The sequence below is a fragment of the Pseudoxanthomonas sp. Root65 genome, assembly GCF_001427635.1.
Lineage (GTDB): Bacteria > Pseudomonadota > Gammaproteobacteria > Xanthomonadales > Xanthomonadaceae > Pseudoxanthomonas_A.
The window spans coordinates 1,273,535-1,298,194 of sequence record NZ_LMHA01000001.1 but is presented as its reverse complement, the minus strand read 5'-3'; the positions used below and the strand labels follow the sequence as shown (position 1 = coordinate 1,298,194).

The 24,660-nt window shown below is 69.7% G+C and carries 23 protein-coding genes; 14 read left to right on the top strand and 9 right to left on the bottom strand.

Going from position 1 to position 24,660, the window contains the following annotated elements; all coding sequences use genetic code 11:
- Positions 1–42: 42 nt before the first annotated feature.
- The gene (locus tag ASD77_RS05710) at positions 43–681 is read right to left on the bottom strand and encodes a suppressor of fused domain protein (RefSeq protein ID WP_055938576.1); all 639 of its coding nucleotides are present in this window, start codon (positions 679–681) and stop codon (positions 43–45) included.
- A 163-nt stretch (positions 682–844) separates the two neighbouring features.
- Between ASD77_RS05710 and rmuC the strand changes: the two genes are divergently transcribed.
- On the top strand, positions 845–2,188 hold the full coding sequence (gene rmuC, locus ASD77_RS05705; protein ID WP_055938573.1) for a DNA recombination protein RmuC: 1,344 nt from the start codon (positions 845–847) through the stop codon (positions 2,186–2,188).
- A 141-nt stretch (positions 2,189–2,329) separates the two neighbouring features.
- Here the strand turns inward: rmuC and ASD77_RS05700 are convergent, their stop codons facing one another.
- The 6 genes from ASD77_RS05700 to ASD77_RS05675 all read right to left on the bottom strand — a co-directional run bounded on the left by ASD77_RS05700 (position 2,330) and on the right by ASD77_RS05675 (position 6,566).
- Positions 2,330–3,334: a VacJ family lipoprotein gene (locus ASD77_RS05700; RefSeq protein ID WP_055938570.1), complete on the bottom strand. Its 1,005-nt coding sequence runs from the start codon at positions 3,332–3,334 to the stop codon at positions 2,330–2,332.
- Positions 3,335–3,363: 29 nt separating this feature from the next.
- Positions 3,364–3,666, bottom strand: a complete 303-nt coding sequence (locus ASD77_RS05695; RefSeq protein ID WP_055938567.1) for an STAS domain-containing protein — start codon at positions 3,664–3,666, stop codon at positions 3,364–3,366.
- Positions 3,650–4,312, bottom strand: coding sequence for an ABC transporter substrate-binding protein (locus ASD77_RS05690; protein WP_055941090.1), 663 nt, complete (start codon positions 4,310–4,312; stop codon positions 3,650–3,652). The genes ASD77_RS05695 and ASD77_RS05690 overlap by 17 nt, the downstream gene beginning before the upstream one ends.
- An 8-nt stretch (positions 4,313–4,320) precedes the next feature.
- Positions 4,321–4,863 (bottom strand): outer membrane lipid asymmetry maintenance protein MlaD, encoded by a 543-nt coding sequence (mlaD, locus tag ASD77_RS05685; protein ID WP_055938564.1) that lies wholly within the window; start codon positions 4,861–4,863, stop codon positions 4,321–4,323.
- A 4-nt stretch (positions 4,864–4,867) separates the two neighbouring features.
- Entirely contained in the window at positions 4,868–5,620 is a 753-nt protein-coding gene (locus ASD77_RS05680) for an MlaE family lipid ABC transporter permease subunit (protein WP_055938560.1), read from the bottom strand.
- 157 nt (positions 5,621–5,777) lie between these two features.
- Positions 5,778–6,566, bottom strand: a complete 789-nt coding sequence (locus ASD77_RS05675; protein WP_055938557.1) for an ATP-binding cassette domain-containing protein — start codon at positions 6,564–6,566, stop codon at positions 5,778–5,780.
- 279 nt (positions 6,567–6,845) lie between these two features.
- Between ASD77_RS05675 and recC the strand changes: the two genes are divergently transcribed.
- From recC to ASD77_RS05650, 5 genes are all read left to right on the top strand, one after another.
- Complete coding sequence (gene recC, locus ASD77_RS05670) at positions 6,846–10,169, top strand: exodeoxyribonuclease V subunit gamma (RefSeq protein WP_055938554.1); 3,324 nt, start codon at positions 6,846–6,848, stop codon at positions 10,167–10,169.
- Entirely contained in the window at positions 10,166–13,804 is a 3,639-nt protein-coding gene (locus tag ASD77_RS05665; protein ID WP_055938551.1) for an exodeoxyribonuclease V subunit beta, read from the top strand. The genes recC and ASD77_RS05665 overlap by 4 nt, the downstream gene beginning before the upstream one ends.
- Positions 13,801–15,681 carry an exodeoxyribonuclease V subunit alpha gene (recD, locus tag ASD77_RS05660; protein WP_055938549.1) on the top strand — a complete coding sequence of 627 codons (1,881 nt, stop codon included), beginning with the start codon at positions 13,801–13,803 and terminating at the stop codon, positions 15,679–15,681. The genes ASD77_RS05665 and recD overlap by 4 nt, the downstream gene beginning before the upstream one ends.
- A 270-nt stretch (positions 15,682–15,951) precedes the next feature.
- Positions 15,952–16,227, top strand: coding sequence for a hypothetical protein (locus ASD77_RS05655; RefSeq protein ID WP_055938546.1), 276 nt, complete (start codon positions 15,952–15,954; stop codon positions 16,225–16,227).
- Positions 16,228–16,235: 8 nt separating this feature from the next.
- Positions 16,236–16,580 carry a hypothetical protein gene (locus ASD77_RS05650; protein WP_055938543.1) on the top strand — a complete coding sequence of 115 codons (345 nt, stop codon included), beginning with the start codon at positions 16,236–16,238 and terminating at the stop codon, positions 16,578–16,580.
- A 74-nt stretch (positions 16,581–16,654) separates the two neighbouring features.
- Here the strand turns inward: ASD77_RS05650 and ASD77_RS18040 are convergent, their stop codons facing one another.
- On the bottom strand, positions 16,655–16,807 hold the full coding sequence (locus ASD77_RS18040) for a hypothetical protein (protein ID WP_156383477.1): 153 nt from the start codon (positions 16,805–16,807) through the stop codon (positions 16,655–16,657).
- Positions 16,808–16,986: 179 nt separating this feature from the next.
- Here ASD77_RS18040 and ASD77_RS05645 point away from each other — a divergent pair, with 179 nt between their 5' ends.
- From ASD77_RS05645 to ASD77_RS05625, 4 genes are all read left to right on the top strand, one after another.
- Positions 16,987–17,265 carry a hypothetical protein gene (locus ASD77_RS05645; protein WP_055938541.1) on the top strand — a complete coding sequence of 93 codons (279 nt, stop codon included), beginning with the start codon at positions 16,987–16,989 and terminating at the stop codon, positions 17,263–17,265.
- 272 nt (positions 17,266–17,537) lie between these two features.
- Positions 17,538–18,335 carry a transglutaminase family protein gene (locus ASD77_RS05635; protein ID WP_055938535.1) on the top strand — a complete coding sequence of 266 codons (798 nt, stop codon included), beginning with the start codon at positions 17,538–17,540 and terminating at the stop codon, positions 18,333–18,335.
- Positions 18,336–18,547: 212 nt separating this feature from the next.
- On the top strand, positions 18,548–18,805 hold the full coding sequence (locus tag ASD77_RS05630) for a hypothetical protein (RefSeq protein ID WP_055938532.1): 258 nt from the start codon (positions 18,548–18,550) through the stop codon (positions 18,803–18,805).
- A gap of 146 nt (positions 18,806–18,951) precedes the next feature.
- Positions 18,952–19,644, top strand: coding sequence for a L,D-transpeptidase (locus ASD77_RS05625; protein WP_055941088.1), 693 nt, complete (start codon positions 18,952–18,954; stop codon positions 19,642–19,644).
- A gap of 204 nt (positions 19,645–19,848) precedes the next feature.
- Here ASD77_RS05625 and ASD77_RS05620 read toward each other — a convergent pair whose 3' ends face one another.
- A complete protein-coding gene (locus tag ASD77_RS05620; protein WP_055938529.1) occupies positions 19,849–20,748 on the bottom strand; it encodes a LysR family transcriptional regulator in 900 nt (299 codons plus the stop codon).
- Positions 20,749–20,847: 99 nt separating this feature from the next.
- Here ASD77_RS05620 and ASD77_RS05615 point away from each other — a divergent pair, with 99 nt between their 5' ends.
- The 4 genes from ASD77_RS05615 (at position 20,848) to ASD77_RS05600 (ending at position 24,651) form a co-directional block, all read left to right on the top strand.
- A complete protein-coding gene (locus ASD77_RS05615) occupies positions 20,848–21,177 on the top strand; it encodes a nuclear transport factor 2 family protein (protein WP_055938526.1) in 330 nt (109 codons plus the stop codon).
- Positions 21,174–21,956 (top strand): SDR family oxidoreductase, encoded by a 783-nt coding sequence (locus ASD77_RS05610; protein ID WP_055938523.1) that lies wholly within the window; start codon positions 21,174–21,176, stop codon positions 21,954–21,956. The genes ASD77_RS05615 and ASD77_RS05610 overlap by 4 nt, the downstream gene beginning before the upstream one ends.
- Before the next feature lie 196 nt (positions 21,957–22,152).
- Positions 22,153–22,938 carry an alpha/beta hydrolase gene (locus ASD77_RS05605; protein ID WP_055938520.1) on the top strand — a complete coding sequence of 262 codons (786 nt, stop codon included), beginning with the start codon at positions 22,153–22,155 and terminating at the stop codon, positions 22,936–22,938.
- A gap of 123 nt (positions 22,939–23,061) precedes the next feature.
- Entirely contained in the window at positions 23,062–24,651 is a 1,590-nt protein-coding gene (locus ASD77_RS05600) for a GMC family oxidoreductase N-terminal domain-containing protein (protein WP_055938516.1), read from the top strand.
- The last annotated feature ends 9 nt before the right edge of the window (positions 24,652–24,660 follow it).

Here is a 24,660-nt window from a genome sequence, read left to right as displayed (position 1 = left end):
GGCGCTGGCAATCGGCGGCGCACCACGCCGCGCCGGTGCGACTCAGAGATACGACGCGCGCGCAGGATCGAACACCGGCGGGTAGCGGTGCACGTCGAGCAGGTCGAGGAACACGTCCAGCCCTTCGTCCGAACGCACCAGGTCGTACTCGGCATCCGACAGCAGGTGCACCACCAGCGCTTCCACACCATGGCCGTGCAGGTGGAGGTTGTCGAACAGGTGCCGGTCGCTGGCCAGCGCGGGCGGCAGCAGCAGGAAGGTCGAGAACGGCGAGCCGTCCAGCGGCGGTGCCGGCAGCGGCACGGTGTGCCCGTAGCCCAGCCAGCTGCCTTCGGCGAACGGCAGTTTCGCCAGCCAGCGCAGCCGCTCGATGAAGGCCGGATGCGGTTCGCGCACGTACCAGAACAGCTCGCGCGCGGCCGACTCGTCGCCGTCGTAGCGGGCCGGCAGCGTCATCAGACGGTCGCTCATACCGCTGGTGGCCAGCACGTAGCCCTCGCCATCGCCTTCCGGGAACGCACGCGGGTACACATGCACGTCGACGCGGTGCTGGCGATCGCGGTCATGGTCGATGCGTTCGGGTTCGCCCCATGCGTCGCGCAAGGCGGCCGCACGCGCCGCCGCAAGGGCAGGCAACGGATCGGGCGCGGCGCCCATCAGTGTGCGGAGGCGTTGCAGCATGCCGGCTTTCCCCAAGCGGTCAGTGCGCCGCGACTGTGCGCTGGCGGAACCGGCGGGTCAATGCGCACCTGTGCATCCCGTGACGGTGCGCGCGCTTCCGTTGCGACGCCCTCGCCGCGGCCCCTGGCGCAGGCGGTGAGACGGCAGCGGCTACACTGTCGGCATGGATTCCCAGACCCTGCTCATCCTCCTGCTGGTCCTTGTCGCCGTCGCCGTGCTGCTGCTGGCGGTGCTGGTGCTGCGCCGCCCGGAAGCGCGCATCGGCGACCTGCTGGAGCGCGCGCTGCGCGACGAACAACGCGAAGGCCGCGGCGAGCTGCGCGAGCAGCTGGAAGGCCTGTCGCGCGCGCAGGAAGCGCGCATCGACGGTTTCGCCCGCAACCTGGCCGACCTGAGCACCCGCACCGACCAGCGCCTGGACGTGCTGCGCGATACCTTGACCGAAGACGCGCGCAAGGGCCGCCTGGAAGCGTCCGAGTCGCAGCAGCGCTTCGCCGATACGCTGGGCCAGCGGCTCAACGAACTGACCCAGCGCAACGAGCAGCGCATCGGCGAGATGCGCGCCACGCTGGAGGATCGCCTGAAGGAACTGCAGGCCGACAACGCGCAGAAGCTCGAGCAGATGCGTGCGACGGTGGATGAGAAGCTGCACGCGACGCTGGAAACCCGGCTGACGGAAAGTTTCGGCAACGTCACCCGCATGCTGGCGCAGGTGCACCAGGGTCTGGGCGACATGAACAAGCTGGCAGCCGATGTCGGTGGCCTGCAACGCGTGCTGACCAACGTGAAGAGTCGCGGCGTGTTCGGCGAAGTGCAGTTGGCGGGCCTGCTGGAACAGGTGTTCGCGCCCGACCAGTACGCCGGCAATGTGGCCACCGTGCCCGGCAGCGGCGAGCGCGTGGAGTTCGCCGTGCGGTTCCCCGGTTCCACTGGCGATGCGGTGGTGTGGCTGCCGATCGACGCCAAGTTCCCGCGCGAGGACTACGAGCGCCTGCTCGATGCGCAGGAGCGTGCGGACGCCGATGCCGTCAAGCAGGCCAGCGACGCGCTGGAGCGCGCCGTGCGCAAGCAGGCGCAGGAGATCCGCAAGTACATCTCGGTGCCGCACACCACCGAGTTCGCGATCATGTTCCTGCCCACCGAGGGCCTGTACGCCGAAGTGCTGCGCCGTCCGGGCCTGTTCGAGGCGATCCAACGCGACCTGCGCATCACCATCGCCGGACCCACCACGCTGCTGGCCCTGCTGACCAGCTTGCAGGTGGGGTTCCGCACCGTGGCCATCGAGAAGCGTTCGGCGGAGGTCTGGAACATCCTGGCCAACGCCAAGCGCGAGTTCGGCAAGTTCGGTGACGTGATGGATTCGGTGAAGACCAAGCTCGACCAGGCCAGCAAGCAGATCGACCAGACCGGCGTGCGTACGCGCGCCATCGAGCGCAGCCTGCGCGAGGTGGAATCGCTGCCCAGCGGCGATGGCACGAAGCTGCTGGGTGAAGACGAAGCCGAGTGAACCGAGTGATGTGGGAGCGACGTGAGTCGCGAGCTTTTCCTTGGGGCAAGCGCAAAGCATCGCGACTGACGTCGCTCCCACAACAGCCAAAGCAGAACGGCGCCCTGGGGCGCCGTTCCGTTGTCTGTCCGAAGTACCGCCTCAACCGCCGCCGCTGATCTCCGGCATCGGCATGGCATCCACCGGGACGGTCGGGTTGATCTCGTCGTCGCGCAGGTATTCCGGCAGCTCCTCGTCCGGCTGCTGCTGCGTGCGGTGGCTTTCGATCTGGTAGTTGCGGCGCTGCAGCCACGAGTCGCGGACCAGCGCGTAATCGTCCACCGCGCCTTCGCGCAGGCTGTCCAGAGACAGCAGCTGCGCACGGGTGTCCACCAGGTTCAGGCCCTGCAGGAAGATGCGGGTCTTGTCCTCTTCCACGTACCGGGTCGGACTGAGCGGCATGTCGCCGGCCAGGCCGAGCACGTCGCGCACGGTGCGCGGGCCGAAGAATGGCAGCTCCACGTAGCGCGAACGCTTCCAGCCCCAGGTACCGAGCGTCTGCCCGAAATCCTCGCTGCGGCGCTTCATCTTCAGGTCGCTGGCGGGGTCGAAGATGCCGCCGATGCCGATCGTGGAGTTCAGCAGGAAGCGGCCGAACGTCTGCGTGGCATCGCGCGGACGCCCCTGCAGCAACTGGTTCACCATCGTCAGCGGCTGGCGCAGGTTGTCGAAGAAGTTGCCCACGCCCAAGCGCACCGGTCGCGGCACTGCCGCCACGTAGGCACGGGCCAGGGGGCGTGCGACCGCGCGGTCGACGACGTTGTTGAACGCATGCACCTTGCGGTTGAACTTCTCCCACGGGTCGTACGAGGTCGGCAGCTGGGCGGGTGCAGGCAGGGTGGGGTCGGCGACCGGGTCGTAGGCGCCCTGGCCATAGATCGCCGCGAAGTCGTCTTCGGCGCCGGCCGCGGTTGCATCGATAGCGGGGGCGGCGTCAATCGTGGCGGGGTCGATCGGCGGCTCGGGCGGCAGCGAGGCTGCCGCGGTGGCCGTGCTGTCGACCACCACCGCCTCGGCGGGCGCATTCGCCGACGGTGACGGGGCCGAGGCGCATGCGGTCGTCAGGGCGGCCAGCAGGACCACGGTGCTGAGGCGGAACAGAGTCATCCTGATTCCTGGGAAACGGCGGGGAGGGGTCAGGCCGGGAAATCCAGTTCCGGCGTCAAACGGTAAGCGGCCTGCAGGTCGGCGAGACCCGCGGGCTGTCCTTCGAAACGCGGCGCGCTGCCGCCGGCGCGCAGCCGGGCGGCGAGCTCGGCCAACAGTGCCAGCCCGGCGCTGTCCACGGTAGTGACGTTGGTCAGGACAATGCGTTGCACGCCGGCCAGCTGCGCCGAGGCCTGCGGCCACAGCGTGGCGGCGGCGCTGCGGTCCAGCGCGCCCGTGAACACGAGCGCGTCGCCGTCGCGGCGGAGGCCGGCGTCAGTTGCCGCCGGCACTGCCGTTGACCTGCAGCCTGCCGGACTTCAGGTCCGCCGCCACCTGGGCGATGGACTTCTGCCGCAGCGGCGTGTCGAACTGGGTCTTGAACGTCTGCACGAAGGACACGCCTTCCGGCAGCACGTCGAACACCTTCCACTGGCCGCCGACATTGCGCGCGTAGAAGGTGATCGGGGTGACGGTCTGGTCGGGCTGCACGAATTCGGTGTCGACCTTCACGCCGCGGCCGCCGGGCAGCGGCGACTCCGACTTCACCCGCACTTTCAACCGCGCGTTGAAGTCCGAGAGGCGCGCGCCGTAGGCCGACAGCAGGCGCTCGGTCAGGGCCTGGCCGAACAGCTTCACGTCGGCCTCGGACGCACCGCGGCCGTGCACACCCAGCACCAGGCGGGCGGCGTAGTCGCCGTCGAACAGCGTGTTGAACTCGCTGGTGACGAACTGGCGCAGCGCGGCGGGATTGGACTTGAACTCGGCGCGGCGCTGCTCCAGCGTGGTCAGGATGCGCGTGCTGCTGCCCAGTACCACCTGGCTGGCGCTGGCCTGCCGGGTGGCGGCCGCCGGTGCGGCGGTCTGCGCCGACACGGCGACCGGCGCGGCGGCCAGCAGCGCGGCCGACAGCACGACGGACAGGAGGGAGGGCTTGATCGGGTTCTTCATGGCGTGGGTTCTTCCGTAACGGGGGGCGCGGCAGGTTCGCCGCTGGCCGGGGATTCCCCGGAGCCTGCGTCGGCATTGTTGGCGCCGCCGCTGAACATGTACTTGCCGGCCAGCTGCAGCAGGTCCACCGCTGGCTGGGTGAAGGCGATCTCCGCGCCGGGCTTCAGCACCTCCGGGTCACCGCCCGGCGAGAGGCCAATGTAGTTCTCGCCCAGCAGGCCGCTGGTGAAGATGCCGGCGGCGGTGTCGGCCGGCAGGTCCTTGTACTGGCTGTCGATCGACAGGGTCACCAGGGAATCGAACTTGACCGGGTCCAGCCGGATGTCGGCCACCTGGCCGATGACCACGCCACCGATCTTCACCGGCGCCTGCTTGCGCAGCTGTCCCAGGTTGGAGAAGCGCGCGGTCAGCTCGTAGCTGCCGCCGCCCACGCCGAAGCGCTTGTTGGTGGATGCCAGCGCCAGCACCAGCAGCGAGGCCAGGGCCAGCAGCAGGAAGGCGCCGACGGCGAACTCAAGACGGGGTCCACGGACGGACATGGGGTCAGCTCCTGAACAGCAATGCAGACATGACGAAATTGAACATCAGCACCAGCAGCGAGGCGTTCACCACCGCGCGGGTGGTGGCCACCGACGTGCCCTCGATGGTCGGTTCGGCGTGGAAACCCACGTACGCGGCGACCAGCGCGGCGGTGCCGCCGAACACGGCCGACTTCAGCAAGGCCACGCCGAAGTCGTCCCAGAAATCCACGCTGTTCTGCAGTGCCGACCAGAACGTGCCGTTGTCGAGGCCGAGCACGTGCACGGCTTCGAAGTAGCTGGCGCTGATCGCCAGCGAGCAGAAGAAGCCGGTCAGCAGCGGCACCGTCAGCACCGCCGCCCAGAAGCGCGGGGCCACCGCCTTGGCGACCGGATCGATAGCCATCAGTTCCAGCGCCTTGATCTGGTCGGTGGCGCGCATCAGGCCCAGCTCGGCGGCGATCGAACTGCCGGCGCGGCCGATGAACAGCAGCGCGGTCAGCACCGGGCCGAGTTCCCGGTACAGCGACAGGCCCAGCAGCGTGGACAGCGCATCGCTGGCGCCGAACGTGGTCAGCGTGCGGTAGCCTTGCAGGGTCAGCACCAGGCCCACGAACGCGCCGCCCACGGCGATTATGGGCAGCGAGCGCCCACCGATCTTGTAGATCTCGCGGGTCAGCTCGGCGAAGAAGTCGCGGGTCGGCTTCGAGGCGCGGAACACCGACAGCGAAAACAGGCCGGCGCGGCCGAGCGAGCGGGTGGCGGCGACGAAGGGCATCAGCACACCTCCCCAACCGCGCTTGGGCCGTCATTCCGGCGAAAGCCGGAATCCATAGTGCTCTTGCGATTGCTCCGGGCCTTGCGAGCGACATCAAGATGGATCCCGGCGTTCGCCGGGATGACGAGCGGGATGAACCGGGGCGCGCAAGACAGCATCACGCCGCCTCCCCGCGCTTCACCGTATCGAACGCGATCGGCCCATCCGGTTCGCCGCGCAGGAACTGCTTCACCAGCGGATCCGAGCTGGCTTCCAGTTCGGCCGGGGTGCCGGAGAACACCAGCCCGCCATTGGCGATCACCACCGCCTGGTCGGCGATCGGCAGGGTTTCGTGCACATGGTGGGTCACGATGATGCTGGTCAGCCCCAGGGTGTCGTTGAGGCGCTGGATCAGGCTCATGATCACGCCGCTGGCGATCGGGTCCAGCCCGGTCAGTGGTTCGTCGTAGATCATCAGCGGCGGGTCCAGCGCCAGCGCGCGGGCCAGTGCCACGCGGCGGGCCATGCCGCCGGACAGCTCGCGCGGATAGGCGTCGGCGGCGGCGCGCAGGCCGACCGCGTTCAACTTGAAGTCGACCAGCCGGCGGATCAGTGCGTCGGGCAGCTTCGTGTGCGTGCGCAGCGGCAGCGCCACGTTGTCGGCCACGGTCAGGTCGGTCAGCAGGCCGTTTCCCTGCAGCAGCACGCCGATGCCCTTGCGCATGTCCAGCAACGCGCGGCTGCGGTGCGGCACAGGTTGGCCGAAGATCTCGACCGTGCCCGCCGTCGGCGGCAGCTCGCCGGTCAGCGCGGCGAGCATCGTCGACTTACCGCTGCCGGACGGACCGAGCACCGCGGCGATGCTGCCGCGCGGCACGGTCAGGTCGATGCCGCGCAGGATCGTGCGGCCGCCGCGATCAAGGCGGAGGCCGGACAGGTGCACGGCAGGGGCGTCGGCGGGCGTCATGGGCGTCGTCGGCAGACCAGCAAGGAAGTTAACGGAAAAACAACGACGTAGCTTCGCGGCCAGCGGCTGAACATAAACCGTACCGCGCAGTTTGATTATTGTGGCATCGCACGGAGGCGTCGCGCATGCGCGTGCGCAGATCCGTCGACCGGTGCCGGGCTTCCCTGGCCCGCGATGCCACCGGTGCATGCTGGACCGACCACTTTAAGAAGGTCTTAAGCCCGCCGCCGCGTCGCCGATGTCTCGGCATTCGCGACAGGGCTGCGGCAAGATGGCGTGATGCCTGCCGCCTCCACGCCCGACTTCCGCCTGTATCCGTCCAACGTGCTGGGGCTGCTGGCGGCGCTGCTGGCCGATGAGTTGCGGCGACCGGTGCCGGGCCAATCGCCGCTGGCGCCGGATCTGGTGCTGATTCCGCAGGTCGCCATGCGCCGCTGGCTGCAGGCCACGCTGGCGGCCGAATACGGCATCGCCGCCAATCTGGAATTCCTCACCCCTGGCGAATTCGTCGCCCGCGCGCTCGAGGCCAACCTCGGGCCGGCCGGCGACGACGATCTCGATGCCGCCTCGCTGCAATGGCGACTTTATGGCGCGCTGGACGCACCGGCCCTGCGCCGCGATCCCGCCCTGGCCACGCTCGATGATTGGATGGCCGATGGCGATCCGCTGAAGCCCTGGCGGCTGGCCGGCGAGCTGGCCGGCGTCTACGAGAAGTACCAGGCGTGGCGCCGCGACTGGCTGCTGCGCTGGGAGGCCGGTGCCGACCGCGACGATCCGCAGGCGCGGCTGTGGCGCACCGTCGCTGCCGGCCGCGATTACCGTGCGCGCCGCATCGATGCCTACCTCGCGCGCTTCGGCCGCGACGACGGACCGCTGCCGCAGGGCCTGCCGCCGCGGCTGCTGGTGTTCGCCACGCTCAACATCTCGCCCGACGTGCTGCGCGTGCTGGCCACCCAGGCTCGCGTGGGTACGTTGCACTTCTACCTGCCCACGCCGGCGCGCGGCTACTGGGGCGACCTGCAGACCCTGCGCGAGCGCCGCCGGGAAGGCGAAACCGGCCTGTTCGCCGACGAAGTGCAGGAGAACCCGCTGCTGCAGGCCTGGGGCGCCGCCGGCCGCGACTTCATGTCGTTGCTCGGCGATTACGAAGTGGTGCATCCGCGCGCCGAGATCGACGTCTACGCCGATCCGCTCGGCGCCGACGGCGCGGATACCCTGCTGCGCCGGCTGCAGTCGGACCTGTTCCACCGTCGCGCGCCTGCCTTGCCGCCGCCGCGCGCTGTCGTCGACTTGGCCGATCCCAGCCTGCAGATCCACGCCTGCCACACGCGCCTGCGCGAACTGCAGGTGCTGCACGACCAGCTGCGCGCGCTGCTGGAGGATCCGCGCTTCGATCCGCCGCTGCAGCCGCGCGAGATCGCCGTGCTCGCGCCCGACATCGATCCCTACGTGCCGTATCTGGATGCCGTGTTCGGCGGCAGCGGACACGACGATGCCTTGCCGTGGGCGCTGGCCGACACCAGTCCGCTGGCGAGCGAGCCGTTGGCCGAGGTGTTCCTGCGCCTGCTGGACCTGCCGCTGTCGCGCTTCGGCCTGGACGAAGTGCTGGATCTGATCGCCAGTGCGCCGGTGATGGAAACGACGGGCCTCGACACCGATGCGATCGATCGCCTGCATGGCTGGCTGCGCGAGGCCGGCGCGCGCTGGGGACTGGATGCCGGCCACCGGGCCGCCTCCGGGGCGCCGGCCGACTATGCCTATACCTGGCAGTTCGCGCTCGATCGCCTGCTGCTGGGCCACGCCAGCGGTGCGGACGAGATGATCGGCGGCGTCGCGCCGTGGCCGGATCTGGAAGGCGGCGCCCTCGACGCGCTGGACACGCTGGTGCGCCTGCTGCGCGAACTCGCCCGCCAGCGCCGCGTGCTCGGCGAGGCGGCCACGCCCGCGCAATGGCGCGAACGGCTGCTGCACCTGCTCGCCGTGCTGCTGCCGGAACAGCCCGGCGCCCCGCGCGCGCAGCGCGCACTGGACCGCCTGCGCACGCTGATCGACCGCTTCGCCCGCGACGCGGCAACGGCTGGCTATGAGGGCGTCGTCCCGCCCGAGGTCGTGCGTGCGCACTTCGCCGATCAGCTGTCGCAGGCCGACACCCGCGCGCCTTTGCTGACCGGCGGCATCAGCGTGGGCCGGATGGTGCCGATGCGGTTGCTGCCGTTCCGCGCCATCTGCCTGCTCGGCATGAACGACGGCGATTTCCCGCGCCGCGATCCGGCCGCCGGCCTCAACAAGCTGACTGCGGAGCTGCACGCCGGCCGACGCAAGGCCGGCGACCGTTCCACCCGCGAAGACGACCGCTTCCTGTTCCTGCAGCTGTTCGCCGCCGCGCAGGACGTGTTCTACCTCAGCTACCTCGGCGCCGATCCGCGCGACGGCAGCGTGCGCGAGCCGTCCGTGCTGGTGAGCGAGCTGCTCGATGTCGCCGCGCGCTACCACGCCGATCCGGAAGCGAAGTCGCGACTGGTCGTGCGCCACACGTTGCAGCCGTTCGCGCCGGCGGCGTTCGGCAGCACCGACGAGCCGCGGCGTTTCAGCTATCGCGCCGCCTGGCGTCCGGCGGCCGACCGCGTCGACGCTGCACGTGGCGCCCTGCCACCATGGGCACCCGCGCCCCTGCCGGCGCCGGTCGAAGACGAGCGCGACGTGCCGCTGGAGGCGCTGCGCCGCTTCCTGCTCGATCCTGCGGGCGCCTTCCTCGCTTACCGCCCCGGCCTGCGCCTGCCCGAAGCGATCGAGACCGTCGAAGATGTGGAACCGCTGGCCGCCTCGTTGCGTGGCCGCGAGCGCGCACGGCTGCAGCGCGAGGTGTTCGACTGGCTGCTCCACCACGCGCCTGCGCCGCCTGCGCAAACGGCGGACGCGCTGTACGCACGTCTGCGGGCCCGCGGCCATGTACCGAGCGGTCCGCTGGGCGAACATGCCACGGCACGTGCCCTGGCCGATGTGGCGCCGTATGCGCAGGCATTCGCCGACGGGATCGGGAATACCGTGCCCCTGGAGGCGGCCGCAGCGCGCCACGAGGTGATGCTCGACGGCGTGCGTGTCCATGGCCGCATCGCGGACCTCCATCCCCATGGGCTGGTACGTGTGCACCTCGGTGCGCTCAACGGGCCTGCCGCGATCCGCCATGGCCTGGATGCGCTGCTGCTCAACGCCAGCGGCGTCCCGGTTCCGCTGGTGCAGATCCACGACGGCGAGGACGGCATCCGTGCCTACCTCACGCCTCCGCGTCCGGCCGACGAGGCGCGGGACGCACTGCGTGTGTTGCTGGGCCTTCGCCGTGACGGACTGCGCGCGCCGCTGCCGTTCGCGCCGCATACCGGATGGGCCATCCACACGGCCGAGCCGGATGCGCGCGCGGCCGCCGCACGCGAGGCCTGGTATCCGGGCGATTACCGCTGGGGCGAGAGTACCGGCGACGCGATCCAGCTCGCCTTCCGCGGCCGCGATCCGCTCGCCGACGCGGCCGGCATGCAGGACTTCATCGACACCAGCCTGCGCGTGTACGCGGCCGTGGTCGGCATCGGTCCGGAGGATGCCGCATGAGCGCGTTCGATCCTGCCCGCGAGCCGTACCTGGCGCGCGCCCTCGATGGCGTGCAACTGATCGAGGCCAGCGCCGGTACCGGCAAGACTTACACCCTCGCCACGCTGTTCACCCGCCTGATCGTCGAACAGCGCCTGCGCATGGGCCAGGTGCTGGCGGTGACCTATACCGAGGCCGCGACGCAGGAACTGCGCAAGCGCATCCGCGAGCGGCTGGCCCTGGCCGCCGACCTGGTCGGCACGCCAGCGCGCGAGGACGAGAAGCACGAAGCCGCACTGACACGCTTCCTGATCGAGCGCCAGCTCGCGCAAGGCGGCGAAACGGCGGCGCAGCTGGCGCGCCGCCTGCGCATCGCTGCCGAGGAAACGGACCTCGCTGCCATCTTCACCATCCACGGCTTCTGCATGCGCGTGCTGCGCGAACATGCGCTCGACGCCGGGCAGGGTTTCGACGCGGGCGAGCTGCTCGGCAATACGCGCGCGCTGCATGCGGAACTCGCCGCGGACCTGTGGCGCCGGTATGCGGCCGATCCCGCGACCGTCGATGCGCTGGTGGGCATGTGGAGCAGCCCCGATGCGCTGGCGGAAGACCTGCCTGCGCTGTGCGGTCCGTTGCCGCTGCTGCCGCCGGCGCCGTCCGGCGACGACAGCGAGCGTCAGGTCGCCGTGCAGGCCACGCGCACTGGTCGCGCCGCGCATCTGGTGGAGACGATCGGCCTGCACCTGGCCGACGCGCAGGCGGCGATCGCCGCTGCGTTCGACCACAAGGTCTTCGACGGTCGTCGCGCGCGGCGCCCCAGTTTCGACAAGGCGTTCGAGGAACTGCAGGCCGGTGCCGCGCTGGCCGAGTGGCCGCGCACCGACAAGACGCATGTGCAGAAACTGTTGCCGGACGCGCTGCGCGGCTTCTGCAAGGACACGGGCGATGCCCGTGTGCCCGCCTCGCCGCTGTTCGACGCCTGGCGCGACTGGTGCGAAGCCGACGATGCCTGGCAGCAGCTGCAACTACGCTTGCGCGCCGCTCTGCTGCACTGCCTGCGCGATGAAGCGCGCCGCCGGCTCGACGACCTCAAGCGCACGCGCCGCGTGCAGACCTACGACGACCTGATCGAACGCGTCGCCGTCGCACTCGACGGCCCGCGCCGGCAGACGTTGGTGGCGGCCCTGCGCGCGCAATACCGCGTCGCGCTGGTCGACGAATTCCAGGACACCGACGAACGCCAGTGGCGGATCTTCGCGCGCGTGTTCGGCGATTCCGACGAGGTCCGCGCGCTGGGCGAGACGCCCGCGCTGTTCCTGATCGGTGACCCCAAGCAGGCGATCTACGGGTTCCGCGGCGGCGATGTCGCCACTTATCTGCTCGCCCGGCGCGCGGCGGACGAAGCGCCGCGGCTGGCGCACAACTTCCGCTCGCGCCCGACCGTGCTGCGCGCGGTGCGCGCCCTGTACGACGGTGCCGCAGCGGCGGGACAGGAGGCGTTCGCGCATCCCGACATCCGCTTCGAGCCGGTCGAACCCGGGGGCAAGCGCGGCGACGACGATTACCGCCACGGCGACACGGTCGCGCCCGCGCTCACCCTGCGCCTGCTGCGCAGCGACGATGGCGCGCCGCTCGATGCCGATGGCTCGCGCGAGGCTGCGACCGCCGCCTGCGTGGCCGACATCCATCGCGTGCTCCGCGACGCGCGTGCGGGTCGCGCACGGATCGACGGGCATCCTGTCCGACCCGGCGACATCGCCGTGCTGGTGCGCAACCACAAGGAAGCCACTCGCGTGCAACAGGCTCTTGCGCGTGCCGGCGTGCCGGCTGTGGCCGCCGGCAAGCAGAGCCTGTTCGCCAGTACCGAAGCAGGCGAACTGCGCACGCTGCTGCTGGCGTTGCTGCATCCGTCCGACAACGGGCGCCTGCGCGCCGCGCTCGCCACCGTGCTGCTCGGCGAAGACGCCGGCACGCTCGCCGCGCTGGACGAAGACGGCGAGGCCCAGCGCCAGCACCAGGCGCGGCTGCTGCACTGGCGCGAACGCTGGCAGCGCAGCGGACCGTTCGCGCTGGTGTCCGAACTGTGCGCCGGGCAGGCCGAACGCCTGCTCGGGCTGCTCGACGGCGAGCGCCGCCTGACCAACTACCTGCAACTCGGCGAACACCTGCAGGAAGCCAGCGCGCAGACGCTGGGCCTGCACGGCCTGCTGGACTGGCTGCAGGCCCGCATGGCCGAGGCCGATGCGAACGATGAAACACAGCTGCTGCGGCTGGAATCCGACGCGCTGCGCGTGCAGATCGTGACCCTGCACAAGAGCAAGGGACTGGAGTATCCGCTGGTCTACCTGCCGTTCGCGGGCCTGGGCACCTCGCGTCCCGACAGCGGCCGCCATCGCGTGGTCCACGACGGCACGCAGCGCGTGCTGCAGTGGAAGCTCGACAAGGACGATCCGGCCTGGAAGGCCGCCGGCGACGCCATACGCCGCGAGGCCATCGCCGAAGATGCACGCCTGCTTTACGTCGGCCTGACCCGCGCCGAACACGCGCTGTGGATCGCCGCCGGCGACGTGGCCGACCTCGCCAGGAGCCGGCTCGCGCCGCTCATCGCCGACCTCGCGGTGCTGGGTACGCATGCCGACGTGCGCATCGTCGAAGGCCCGCCCGAACCCCCGCCGTCGCGGCTGCCACCGGAACGCGCCTCCGCTGTCGCTCCCGCGCGCATCGCCACGCGCCGCATCGCGCCCGACTGGTGGGTGTACAGCTTCACCCAGCTCGCGCATGCGGACGGCGGCGGTGATCCGCTGGCGGCCTCGACCCAGGCCGATCCCGGCGGCGAGGATGAAGCGCCGGCGTCCGACGTCGATGCGTTGCCGGACGACATCACCGTGCCTGCCGCCACCGTCGATCCGCGCTTCGCCGGCAGCCGCTTCGGCGTGGTGATGCATGCCGCGCTGGAACACGCCGACTTCGCCGCCTGGCGCGACTGGCGTCCCGGCGACGCCGCGCCAGAGGGACAGGACGCCGTCATCGCCGAGGCCTTGCGCGAGGGTGGTTATGCCGAAGCCGAAGTCACCGAGGGTCTGGCCGTGCTGGTGCCGCTGGTCGGCCACACGCTGGGTACCGCGATGCCCGAGGGCCTCCGCCTGGCCGAGCTGCCGGTCGAGCAGCGCCGTGCGGAAATCGAATTCCATTTCGCCATGCAGCCCACCCGCGTGTCCGACCTGCTCACGCTGCTGCACCGCCACGGCCTGCTGCGCCAGCGCACCGCCTTCGGTGCGCGCCAGCGGCTGGAAGGGCTGATGACCGGCCTGATCGATCTCACCTACGTCCACGACGGCCGCTGGTACGTGCTCGACTATAAGTCCAACCAGTTGCACGGCTACGACGTTGCGGCCATGCAGCAGGCGATGGCGCACAGCGAATACGACCTGCAGGCGCTCATCTACACGCTCGCCCTGCACCGCTGGCTGCGCTTCCGCCTGGGCGAGGCCTACGACTACGCGCGCGACGTCGGCGGCATCCGCTACCTGTTCTGCCGTGGCCTGGACCTGACGCGCCAGCCCTCGCCCGGCGTGCACGCGCAGCGCTTTTCGCCCGGACTGGTGCATGCGCTGGATGCGCTGTTCGCCGGCGCATCGTCGGGGGCCGCCGCATGAGCCTGCTCGATGCGCTCTACAAGGGCGGCCACCTGCGCACGCTCGACCATGCGCTGGCGCAGAGCCTGCGCCGGCTGGACCGCGACACGCCCGACGCCGTGCTCGCCGCGGCCGCACTGGCCTCGCTGGCGGTGGCCGAGGGACACGCCGGGGTCGCACTGTCGGCGCCATGGCAGCTGCTCGAGGGTGGCGCCGAACTTCCCTGGCCTGCCGAGGAGGCATGGCGCGCGCAGCTCGCGGCATCGCGCTGGGTCGGTACGCCGCGCGACGCCGTGGCGGCATCCGAACCGCAAGCGCCGCTGGTGCTGGAAGGCGACCTGCTCTACCTGCGCCGCTATCGCGAGTACGAACGCGCGCTGGCACTGGGCCTGCATCGCATCGCCACGCGCGCGCCCGTGGCGGGCGACATGGACGCCCTGGCGCCGCTGTTCGCCAGGCTCTTTCCGCAGGGCGGCCACGACGACCACCAGGCGCGCGCCGCCGCGCTCGCGCTGCGCCATGCCCTGTTGCTGGTTACCGGCGGTCCCGGCACCGGCAAGACCACCACCACCGCGCGCCTGCTGGTGCTGCTGGCGGCGCAGGCCGCGCAGGCGGGCGCCGCCGCGCCGCGCATCGCGCTGGCCGCGCCGACCGGTCGCGCCGCCGAGCGCATGGCCGAAAGCGTGCGCCATGCGGTACGGGCGCTGGCGACCGCCGGTGTGGATGCGTCGTTGCTGGCGGCGCTGCCGACCACCGGCACCACCCTGCATCGTCTGCTCGGTACGATTTCCGACTCGCCGCGCTTCCGCCACGACCACGACAACCCGTTGCCGTTCGACGTGGTGGTGGTCGACGAAGCCTCGATGATCGACCTGCCGTTGATGGCCAAGCTGGTCGACGCCATCGCCGACGGCACGCGGCTGGTGCTGCTGGGCGATCCCGACCAGCTGCCCTCGGTGGAAGCCGGCGACGTGCTGGCAGCGATCCTCGGCGCCGCCGGCGAAGACGATACGCTGTCGCAGGACGATGCGACGGCGCTGCGCCCGCTGCTCGGTGAATCCCCCGGCCGTCATCCCCGCGAAGGCGGGGACCCGGTGACGCTGCTCCCGACGTTCTCCGGCGTGCGCGTGCATCTGCAACGCGGCTGGCGCCAGAGCGAAGCCCTGCAACTCGCCCCGCTCGCCGCCGCCGTGCGCCAGGGCGAGGCCGACACGGCACTGGACCTGCTCCGCGGCAGCACGCTGTCGAACGTGCATTTCCACGAAGGCCTGGCAGACCCGCTCGACGCGCACCGCGAGGCCTTGCTCGCACACTGGCGCGCACTCGCCCATGCCGCAACCCCGGCCGAGGCGCTAGCGCAGTCCACGCGCCTGCGCCTGCTCACGGCAGTGCGCGAAGGCCCGCAGGGTGCGCGCACCTTGAACGCCCGCATCGAACGCCTGCTGGTCGATACCGGGGCCGGTACGCCACGCGGCAGTGGCGGCCGCTTCCACGGCCAGCTGCTGATCGTCACCGAGAACAGCTATCGCCACCGCCTGTTCAACGGCGACATCGGTATCTGCCTGCGCGACGACCGTGGTGCGCTGGTGGCGTGGTTCCCCGGCGAAGATCCCGCCCAGCCGCGCGCGTTCCATCCGGCCGCCCTGCCGGCGCACGAATCGGCCTTCGCCATGACCGTGCACAAGGCCCAGGGCTCCGAGTTCGACACGGTCTGGCTGCTGCTGCCCGCCCGCGGCAACCGCGTGCTCTCGCGCGAACTGGTCTACACCGGCATCACCCGCGCGCGCCGCGAACTGCACGTGGCCGGCAGCGACGCGGTCATCCGCGAAGCACTGGCCTGGCACGCGAGCCGCTGGTCGGGGCTGGGGTGGCGGTTGCGCGCGGGTGTATTGCGCTGAACCAGGCGGTACATCGCGCGACGTCTGCGGTCACGAGGCCTCCGACCATGCTCGCTACGCCGCAAGAATGGTCGATCTCGAGATGTCACCTCAAGCGGAAATGGAATCGGGTGTCCAGGACCCTCCCGGGTGCGCACGCGTTTGCGATAACCCCCCCAACCGCGTATACCTGTCCAGGCTGACTGGCAGTCGCCTCCGCCGCCTCCTGCGGGCTGACCTCTCTCCCTCTCGGCCTGACGACGCGATCGCGCGCGTGCCGACGAGGTGCATGTGTCCCACCAGCAGGTCCAGGTTTTCATTCTCCATCTCGGGCAGCAGCAATCCATCGGTCCGGACGATCTGCGGGTGATGTGGGCGACCGCGTGCGAGTCGATGGACATCGCCGTCTCGCGACGTCCCCCGGCTCACGGGCACCACGCCAGCGGCCGGCCGTGCTTCGGGTTGTGGGCGGGCCGGCAGTTCCATCGCGTCCCGGCGGAGAAGCGCATGCGCAGCCTGCTGGAAGCACGCGGTTTCCATTTCACGTTGACGCATACCGCCCTGTAGGAGGGTGCATGACTTTTGATGTCGGGATCGGCAAGTGCCGGTCGGTGCAATCGGATTCGGTGGATGTCTGGGTGGACGGCTCCATCGTCCGGCGCCTGGCACCTGAAACGAAGTGGCAGCGCGATGGCATCAGCGTGTTGCAGGTGCCGGTGAAGGTGTGCAGTGCGCGCCACCGCGTGGCGGTCGGCGAAGAGGTCTTCCTCGACACCGCCCTCATCAATCCCAACAGCGCCGGCAAGCTGGATGTCGAGGGCAGCGGCGACTACGCCAAGGCGCGTCTGTCGCTGCTGGTGCCCACCATCGATCCCGCCCCCACGCCGCCCACACCGTCGCGCAAGGCCAGCTGGCGCTGAGGCGTTCCGCGCGCTGCGCGATGCCGCAAAAAAAGAGAGCCCCTTGCGGGGCTCTCCTGCCGGTTCCTTCTGGCTCAGCGTTTCTGCTGGTCCTGCGCACGCTTGGCCGGTGCCGGCTCGCGCTCGGCGTCCTTCTTCTGGCTGGCATCCTTCGGCTTGCCCTGCTGGCCCTGCTGATCCTTCTGCGCATTGCGCGGCGGCTGCTTCTGGTCGGAGGTATTGCCCATCTGAATTTCTCCCACTCGACCGAATGCCGAGGTGGGACCACGCTGCGCTTTCATGCGTGAGTGTCATGTCCGTTTCGTCCTCGCGTGTCGCTCATGTGCGTGAACGCCGCGGGTACGCCCGTCACGCCGCCCGCACGACGCGTGTGCGAGGTTGAACCTCTTATTCGCCGGGGCATACCGTGAACACACGCATTTCCGCGCCGCTGCCGGAGGGATTCAGCTGGGATATCGGCGAGCGAACGCGCACGTTGGTCTGCCACGGCGTGCCGATCCTGGAGATCGGCCCTGAGCGCGAAGGCTGGATGGCGAAGATCCTGATCAGCGGCAAGGGCGTGCGCCAGGAGCAGATCGCCGTGCGGTCGCTGGACGCGGGTGCCGGGTGGGCCACGCGCTGGATGCTGGAACGCCAGGCCGCGCTGATCCGCGTGGTGGCCGAGCAGACGCCGCTGGCGTCGTGAGGGGGCGCCGGCCGGATGCCGGCGCTTCTGCTCAGGCGTCGGGCCGATAGCCGCCCGCCAGGAGCGCACGCACGATGGAATGCCTGCGTGTCTCCATGATCGTCGTTCCAGGCGCGGCGACGTGACCCGCACCGCACCCCCGTTCGCCCACGGCACGCTTCAGTGGCACGCCACCCTGGACCTGCGTGAGCTGTGCGAGGATGCATGCCGCGATATCCGGGATGCCTCGAACTGACGGCGACCACGACCTCCCCTCTGCCATCGGATCGAACATGCGCCTGCTGGCCGGATGCGAACTGACTGTCGAATCCATCGAGGACTGTGCGGTGGTCGCCATGCTGCGGCCGCGCAGCGGCGAAGCGCAGTGGCTGATCAGCGAAAGCTATGCCTTCGACCCGCACGTCCGGCCGACCGAGTTCGTCGACGTGTTCGGCAACCTGTGCCAGCGTTTCGTGGTGCGGCGTGGACGCATGCGGATCCGCGCCGAGCTCGAGGTCGAGACCGAGCGCGACATCGCCCTTGCGCCGTGGGTCGCGCCGGTGCCGGCCGCGCTGCTGCCTGATCACACGCTGCAGTACCTGCTGCCGAGTCGCTACTGCCCGAGCGATCGCACGTTCGACCAGGCACAGGCGATCATCGATGCGGCCGATCCCCGCAGCGGCCAGGTCGGGGCGATCGTGGAATGGATCCGCACCCATATCGCGTACCGGTACGGCGTGAGCGACGCCACCACGGATGCGCTCGGCACCATGGAGGCCGGGGCAGGCGTCTGCCGCGACTACGCGCATGTCGGCATCACGCTGTGCAGGAGCCTGCGCATTCCCGCCCGCATGGTGGTGGGCTATCTGTACGGACTGGAGCCCATGGACCTGCATGCCTGGTTCGAAGCGTATCTGGACGGACGCTGGTACACCTTCGATCCCACGCAGTCCGCACCCCGTGGCGGCCGCATCGTGGTCGCCTACGGGCGCGATGCGGCCGACGTGGCGTTCCTGACCAATCATGGTTGGCTGCAGACGTTGGACATGCAGGTGTGGGTCGGCGAGCGGATGGACGAAATGCCGCGTTGATCCACCGAGGGACGTCAACATCCGTCGAGCGGTTTTCCAACAGGTTTCACGCTTTCTGCCGCTGCATCAGGCGATTTCTTTCTGACGGACGGCCGACGCGTGAACATCATCTTCACAGTGTCTCTACGTACGCCAATTCCAGCTGAAGGCGGTTGGTGGCGACAACGAAAAGGCCGCTATATTCCGGTTCCCCCAGACGAAGGAGGATTGGAATGTTTCAGAACAAACAACACCTGACACTCGCCGTGGCACTGCTTGCCACGCTCGCCTTTTCCGGTTGCGCCACGTACGACGACGAGTTCGCCGGCATCAACTCGCGCCTCGACCAGCTCGACACCAAGGTGCAGGGCGCGGCCCAGAGCGCCGAGTCCGCCAACCAGTCCGCGCAGCAGGCCAACCAGCGGCTGGATCAGATCGAAGGCCGCGTCCAGCGTCTCGAAACGGCCCCGCGCCGCGTGCCGCGCGGTTAACCGCGCTCAGCGCAGGCCGCGACAGGCGGCCTGAGCCGGGACCCGGTGGCGTTGCCGCCACCGGACTCCCTGTCTTCACCACGTTTCGAAGGAACCGCCCCATCCTTACGCACAAGCACACTGCGATCCGAAAGGCATCCATCGCGCTGGCGCTCGCGCTTGCGTGCAGCAGCATCGGCGTGGCCAGCGCCAGGGACAAGAAGGTCGACGCGCCGCCCGTCGCGTCCGTCGACGAACTTCCGCAAGGGCAGGAGGTGTCGCCCACGGTGATCGAACTCGCCGGCTGGGTGGTCGCCGCCAAGGACACCCAAGGCTATCCGTTCGCGGTCATCGACAAGGCTGCCGCGCAGATCCTGGTGTTTGGCGGTGACGGACGGCTGCGCGGTGCGGCACCCGGGCTCTTCGGCTCGGCAAAGGGCGATCACACCGCCCCCGGCGTCGCCGGCCTCGCGCTGCGCGAGATTCCCGGGCGTGATCGCACCACACCCGCAGGCCGCTTCGTTGGCGGTTACGGCCCGTCGATCGATGCAGGACGCGTGCTGTGGGTGGACTACGAGTCGGCAGTTTCCATCCACCCGACCGCGACCGGCGTCCCGGCCGAGAAACGCGCCGAGCGCCTTGCGTCGGCGACACCGGACGACAACCGCGTCACTCACGGCTGCATCAATGTGTCGCCGACGTTCTACGAGCAGATCATCCGTCCGACGTTCGAGCGTGGCGGCGTGTTCTACATCCTGCCCGACGAGGACTCGATGGCAGAGACCTTCCCGGAGTTCGCGCAGGGCCGCGCGACAACGCAAGGCAACGACACCGGACGCGCACGATCCGCCCGTCGATAACGGGCGCGCAGGCAGGTTGCCTCGGCGTGTGACGCGGCGCAGCGGATCACGTTGCGCACGACCAGCCAGACGAACAGGCGAACGGTCACCAGAACATCCGTACGTGCGACGGCTCCATGTTCAGTCGCCGCGGCACAGATGCTGCTCTCGTCCTGACGGCGTGTCCACGCCGCCGCATCTGCTCGGCCAACCGCCCGCACGTCCTCAAAGATCGCGATCCAGCAGGCAGTCGATGAACGCACGGAGCGCCGGCAGCATGTAGCGCCGGCTCGAGTAGTAGAGGAAGAGGCCAGGCACGGTCGGCGACCAATCGGCGAGGACGCGCTTGAGGCGTCCGTCGCGCAACGCGTCGGCGATGTCACTGTCGTTGTACGCGTACAGGATGCCCAGTCCTTGCAGCGCAGCGGGCACGATGATGTCCTGGTGGTTCGAGATCACTCTGCCCTCGCCGAAGAACTCGACCGCCTTGTCCTTCTTCGCGAACGGCCAGCCCGCGATCTTGCCGCTGCCGGGAAAGCGCCAGTTGATGCAGGCATGACGCCCCAGATCGTCGGGCGTCCTCGGTTCGCCATGCCGGGCAAGGTAGTCGGGCGATGCGACAGCGAGCAGTTCGAAGTCCGGCGTGAGCCGGACCGCGACCATGTCTTTCTGCAGTCGGCCGCCCACCCGGATGCCGGCATCGAATCCCTCGCCGGCGATGTCGCTCAAGCCGTCCTCGATGACGATGTCGAGCACCACGTCGGGATGCGCGTGGGCGAACCGTCCCAGTCGGGGGGCGATCACTTTCTTCGCCGCCATGCTGAGCGTGTTGATCCGCAGCGTCCCCGCGGCACGCGCACTCGTCCCCGCGGCCTGCGCGACGGCCTCGTCCATGTCGCGGAGCAGCGGGGCCATGCGCGCGTGCAACTGCCGTCCCGGCTCGGTCGGCGACACGCTGCGCGTGGTCCGGTTCAACAGGCGCACGCCCAGTCGTGATTCCAGTTGCCGAATGGTCTGGCTGAGCGCCGACCGCGACAGCCCCAGGTGGTCGGCGGCGCGGGCGAAGCTGGCCCGGTCGACCACCGCCACGAAGGCCTTGAGTTCGGCGAATTCGGAGCCGCGCATTGTGTACTGATTCCTGCATAGCCTGATCGGATCATAGGTGATTCTCTAACCTGACAGAACGCTTCAAGCTGGCTCCACACCCCCAACCGGAGCATCGCAATGAACGCGCTGGACCTGCCCGAGCCGATCGCGGCCTACTTCGACGCCGATCGCCACGACGGCCAAGCCGTCGCCCGCTGCTTTACCCGGGACGGTGTCGTCCTGGACGAAGGCCACACCCATTCCGGTCTCGCCGCCATCGAGGCCTGGAAAACCGACGCGGCGTCCAAGTACACGTACACCGCAACCCCCCAGACGCTGGAGACGCAGGGACGCAGCTACATCGTGACCAGCCGGGTGTCGGGCGACTTCCCGGGCAGCCCGCTCGACCTGCGTTATCGCTTCACGCTGGAACGCGGCAAGATCGCCTCGCTGGAGATCGCGCCATGAGCTTCGACCTCCAGCTGGCGGGCAAGCGTGTTCTGGTCACGGGCGGTACGCGGGGAGTGGGTGCGGCCGTCGTCGACCTGCTGTCCCGGCTCGATGCACGGGTGGTGGCGACCGCGCGCTCGACGCCGGAACAGTCCACCGGGAATGTCCACTACGTGGCGGCCGACCTGGCCACCGCCGACGGGGTGCGCAAAGCGGTGGAGGCGGCTCGGCACCGGCTCGGCGGGATCGACATCCTGATCAACGTGGTCGGCGGCTCGTCCGCCCCCGCAGGCGGCTTCGCCGTGCTGGACGATGCGGAGTGGGCGAAGGCGCTCGACGTGAACCTGATGTCGGCCGTGCGGATGGATCGCGCACTGCTGCCCGCGATGATCGCGCAGGGATCCGGCGTGATCCTGCACGTGACGTCGATCCAGCGCGTGCTGCCGCTGCACGACGCCACGATCGCCTATGCCGCGGCCAAGGCCGCGCTGTCGACCTACAGCAAGGCGCTCTCGAAGGAAGTCACGCCCAAGGGCGTGCGTGTGGTCCGCGTCTCGCCGGGCTGGGTCGAGACGGAAGCCGCGGTCGATTTCCTCGGCGGCATCGCGGCCAATGCGGGCACCGATTACGAAGGCGCCAAACAGATGGTCATGGAGGCGCTGGGTGGCATTCCGCTGGGACGGCCTGCCCAGCCGAGCGAGGTCGCCGACCTCATCGCGTTCCTGGTGTCGCCGCGGGCGGCGTCCGTCTCGGGGTCGGAACACGTGATCGACGGCGGCACCGTGCCGACTGCGTAAGCCCCGCCCTCCGCGGACCTGTCTGCCCGCCGTTCATCCGGCGGGCAGCGCGCCCGGCAAGCACCGGCGGGAAAGTACGTTCAGTCAAGTTATCAGGACTATTCGTGACCGAAAGTTCCTGATGCGCCTGCAAAGTATCCCTGCCGGCCAACGCCGCACTCCGCACGCCGCCCACCACCTTCCCGAGGACACGACCATGTTCAAGCTCATCCCCGCCCTGCTCGCCGCCGCCCTGGCCACCAGCCTGTCCCCCTCCGCCCATGCCGACGATGCCGGCCGCGACAGCGGTCGGGTGAAGAACGTCGTGCTGGTGCATGGCGCCTTCGCCGACGGATCCGGCTGGCGCCCGGTCTACGACGACCTCACCGCGCGCGGTTACCGCGTGTCGATCGTGCAGAACCCGCTGACCTCCTTGGCCGACGATGTGAACGCGACGAAGCGCGTCCTCGACCGCCAGGACGGCCCGGCCATCCTGGTGGGACATTCCTGGGGCGGCACGGTCATCACCGAAGCCGGCGTGCACGACAAGGTGGCCGGCCTGGTCTATGTGTCGGCGCTCGCACCGGATGCCGGTGAAACCACGGCGCAGCAGTACACCGGGTTCGCACCGACGCCCGAGTTCGTGATCGAGACCAGCGCCGACGGTTTCGGCTTCATCAGCCCGGCCAAGTTCAAGGCGGGCTTCGCCCACGACACCACCGATGCCGATGCGGCGTTCCTGCGCGATTCGCAGGTGCCGATCAACATGTCGGCCTTCGGCACTACGCTGACGCACGCGGCCTGGCGCAGCAAGCCCAGCTGGGCGGTGATCGCGACCGAAGACAAGGCCTTCGACCAGGCCATGCTCATCCACATGGCCGAGCGCATCGAAGCCCGCATCACCAAGGTGTCTGCCAGCCACGCGGTCTTCATGACACAGCCGAAGGTCGTGGCCGACACGATCGATCGCGCCGCCAAGGAAGCCGGCCAGCCGGCCCGGTAAGCCTCGCCCGCGGACGTGCCTCTCCGGCGCGTCCGCAGGTTTCCGCTTCGCATCTTCTCCCCCACGACGGGCGGCCACCCCGGGCCGCCCGGCCGTCCCCCTGCGCCCGGAGTCCCTGCCGCCATGTCCCGTTCTCACCGTCCATTTCCTGTTTCCCATGCAAGCGATGCCCGCCCCCCGGGGCGCTACGACTTCATCGTCTGCGGCGCCGGTCCGGCCGGCTGCGCGCTGGCCGGCCGGCTGGCCGAGAATCCCGCCGTCCGCGTGCTGCTGATCGAGGCGGGCGGCCCGGATGAAGTGCCCGAGGTCCTGGAACCGACGCAGTGGCCGCTCAACCTCGGCTCCGATCGCGACTGGGCCTTCGTGGCCGAGCGCAATCCGCATCTCAACCACCGCGCCATTCCACTGAACATGGGCAAGGTGCTCGGCGGCAGTTCCAGCATCAACGTGATGGTGTGGGCGCGCGGCCACCAGGCCGACTGGGACCACATTGCCGAAGAAGCCGGCGATGACGCCTGGGGCTACCGCGCGGTGCTGGACATCTACCGTCGCATCGAAGACTGGCGCGGTCTCCCCGACGCCGGCCGTCGCGGCAGGGGCGGACCGGTGCACGTGGAAACGCCAGCGCATCCCCAGCCGGTGGCGATCGCCATGGTCGAGGCGGCGAAAGCCCTCGGCATGCCGACGTTCGACAGTCCCAACGGCGCCATGATGGAAGGCCGAGGCGGCGTCGCGCTCAACGACCTGATCGTGAAGGCGGGACGGCGCTCATCGCTGTTCCGCTCGTACATCTTCCCCAAGCTGGGGCAGCCCAACCTGACGGTGATGACCCACGCGCAGGTCAGCCGACTGCTGTTCACCGGGACCACCGTCACCGGCGTCGAAATCATCCGGGGCGGACAGCGCACGCGCATTCTGGCCGACCGCGAAGTGATCCTGTCGATGGGCGCGATCAATACGCCCAAGGTGCTGATGCAGTCCGGTATCGGCCCGGAAGAGGAACTGGCGCCGCATGGCATCCCGGTGATCCAAGCCTTGCCCGGCGTCGGGCGCAACCACCAGGACCACGTGTCCTTCGGCTGCCTGTTCGAGGCGCACGCACCGGTCGCCGTCGGCAACGGGGGCTCGGAGGCCACGCTGTACTGGAAGACCGATCCCGCGCTGGCCGCGCCCGATGTCTTCCACTGCCAGCTCGAGTTCCCGGTGCCCACCCCGGAAACCGCGCATCGCGGGGTGCCGGAGCATGGCTGGATGACCTTCGCCGGGCTGTCGCATCCCAAGAGCCGAGGCTCGGTGCACCTGACCGGCGCCGATGCCGACGCGCCCGTCCGCATCCAAGCCAACACGCTGTCGCATCCCGACGACGTGCGCGGTGCCATGGCGACCATCGCCCTGGCCCGCGAGATGGCGCACGCCTCACCCTTCAGGAAGCTGCTGAAGCGCGAAGCGATGCCGGGAAACCTGGGCCCGACCGAGATGGACGCCTACCTCCGCGACGCCGCGGTGACCTTCTGGCACCAGGCCTGCACGGCGAAGATGGGACGCGACGCCATGTCGGTGGTCGACGCCCACCTGCGGGTCTACGGCATCGACCGCCTGCGTATCGCCGATGCCTCCATCCTGCCGAACGTCCCGAGCGGCAACACGATGGCGCCGTGCGTCGTCGTCGGCGAACGCGCGGCGGACATCATCAGGCGTGCCCACCGACTCTGACGCACGCGT

Bases quoted from the DNA above. Each gene is read 5' to 3' on its own strand.
- ASD77_RS05630 (WP_055938532.1), top strand. From the start codon at position 18,548: ATGTTTCAGAACAAACAACACCTGACACTCGCCGTGGCACTGCTTGCC.
- ASD77_RS05680 (WP_055938560.1), bottom strand. From the start codon at position 5,620: ATGCCCTTCGTCGCCGCCACCCGCTCGCTCGGCCGCGCCGGCCTGTTT.
- ASD77_RS05605 (WP_055938520.1), top strand. From the start codon at position 22,153: ATGTTCAAGCTCATCCCCGCCCTGCTCGCCGCCGCCCTGGCCACCAGC.
- ASD77_RS05700 (WP_055938570.1), bottom strand. From the start codon at position 3,334: ATGACTCTGTTCCGCCTCAGCACCGTGGTCCTGCTGGCCGCCCTGACG.
- ASD77_RS05710 (WP_055938576.1), bottom strand. From the start codon at position 681: ATGCTGCAACGCCTCCGCACACTGATGGGCGCCGCGCCCGATCCGTTG.
- ASD77_RS18040 (WP_156383477.1), bottom strand. From the start codon at position 16,807: ATGGGCAATACCTCCGACCAGAAGCAGCCGCCGCGCAATGCGCAGAAG.
- ASD77_RS05620 (WP_055938529.1), bottom strand. From the start codon at position 20,748: ATGCGCGGCTCCGAATTCGCCGAACTCAAGGCCTTCGTGGCGGTGGTC.
- recD (WP_055938549.1), top strand. From the start codon at position 13,801: ATGAGCCTGCTCGATGCGCTCTACAAGGGCGGCCACCTGCGCACGCTC.
- ASD77_RS05665 (WP_055938551.1), top strand. From the start codon at position 10,166: ATGAGCGCGTTCGATCCTGCCCGCGAGCCGTACCTGGCGCGCGCCCTC.
- rmuC (WP_055938573.1), top strand. From the start codon at position 845: ATGGATTCCCAGACCCTGCTCATCCTCCTGCTGGTCCTTGTCGCCGTC.
- ASD77_RS05635 (WP_055938535.1), top strand. From the start codon at position 17,538: ATGCGCCTGCTGGCCGGATGCGAACTGACTGTCGAATCCATCGAGGAC.
- mlaD (WP_055938564.1), bottom strand. From the start codon at position 4,863: ATGTCCGTCCGTGGACCCCGTCTTGAGTTCGCCGTCGGCGCCTTCCTG.
- ASD77_RS05650 (WP_055938543.1), top strand. From the start codon at position 16,236: ATGACTTTTGATGTCGGGATCGGCAAGTGCCGGTCGGTGCAATCGGAT.
- recC (WP_055938554.1), top strand. From the start codon at position 6,846: ATGCCTGCCGCCTCCACGCCCGACTTCCGCCTGTATCCGTCCAACGTG.
- ASD77_RS05600 (WP_055938516.1), top strand. From the start codon at position 23,062: ATGTCCCGTTCTCACCGTCCATTTCCTGTTTCCCATGCAAGCGATGCC.
- ASD77_RS05615 (WP_055938526.1), top strand. From the start codon at position 20,848: ATGAACGCGCTGGACCTGCCCGAGCCGATCGCGGCCTACTTCGACGCC.
- ASD77_RS05675 (WP_055938557.1), bottom strand. From the start codon at position 6,566: ATGACGCCCGCCGACGCCCCTGCCGTGCACCTGTCCGGCCTCCGCCTT.
- ASD77_RS05610 (WP_055938523.1), top strand. From the start codon at position 21,174: ATGAGCTTCGACCTCCAGCTGGCGGGCAAGCGTGTTCTGGTCACGGGC.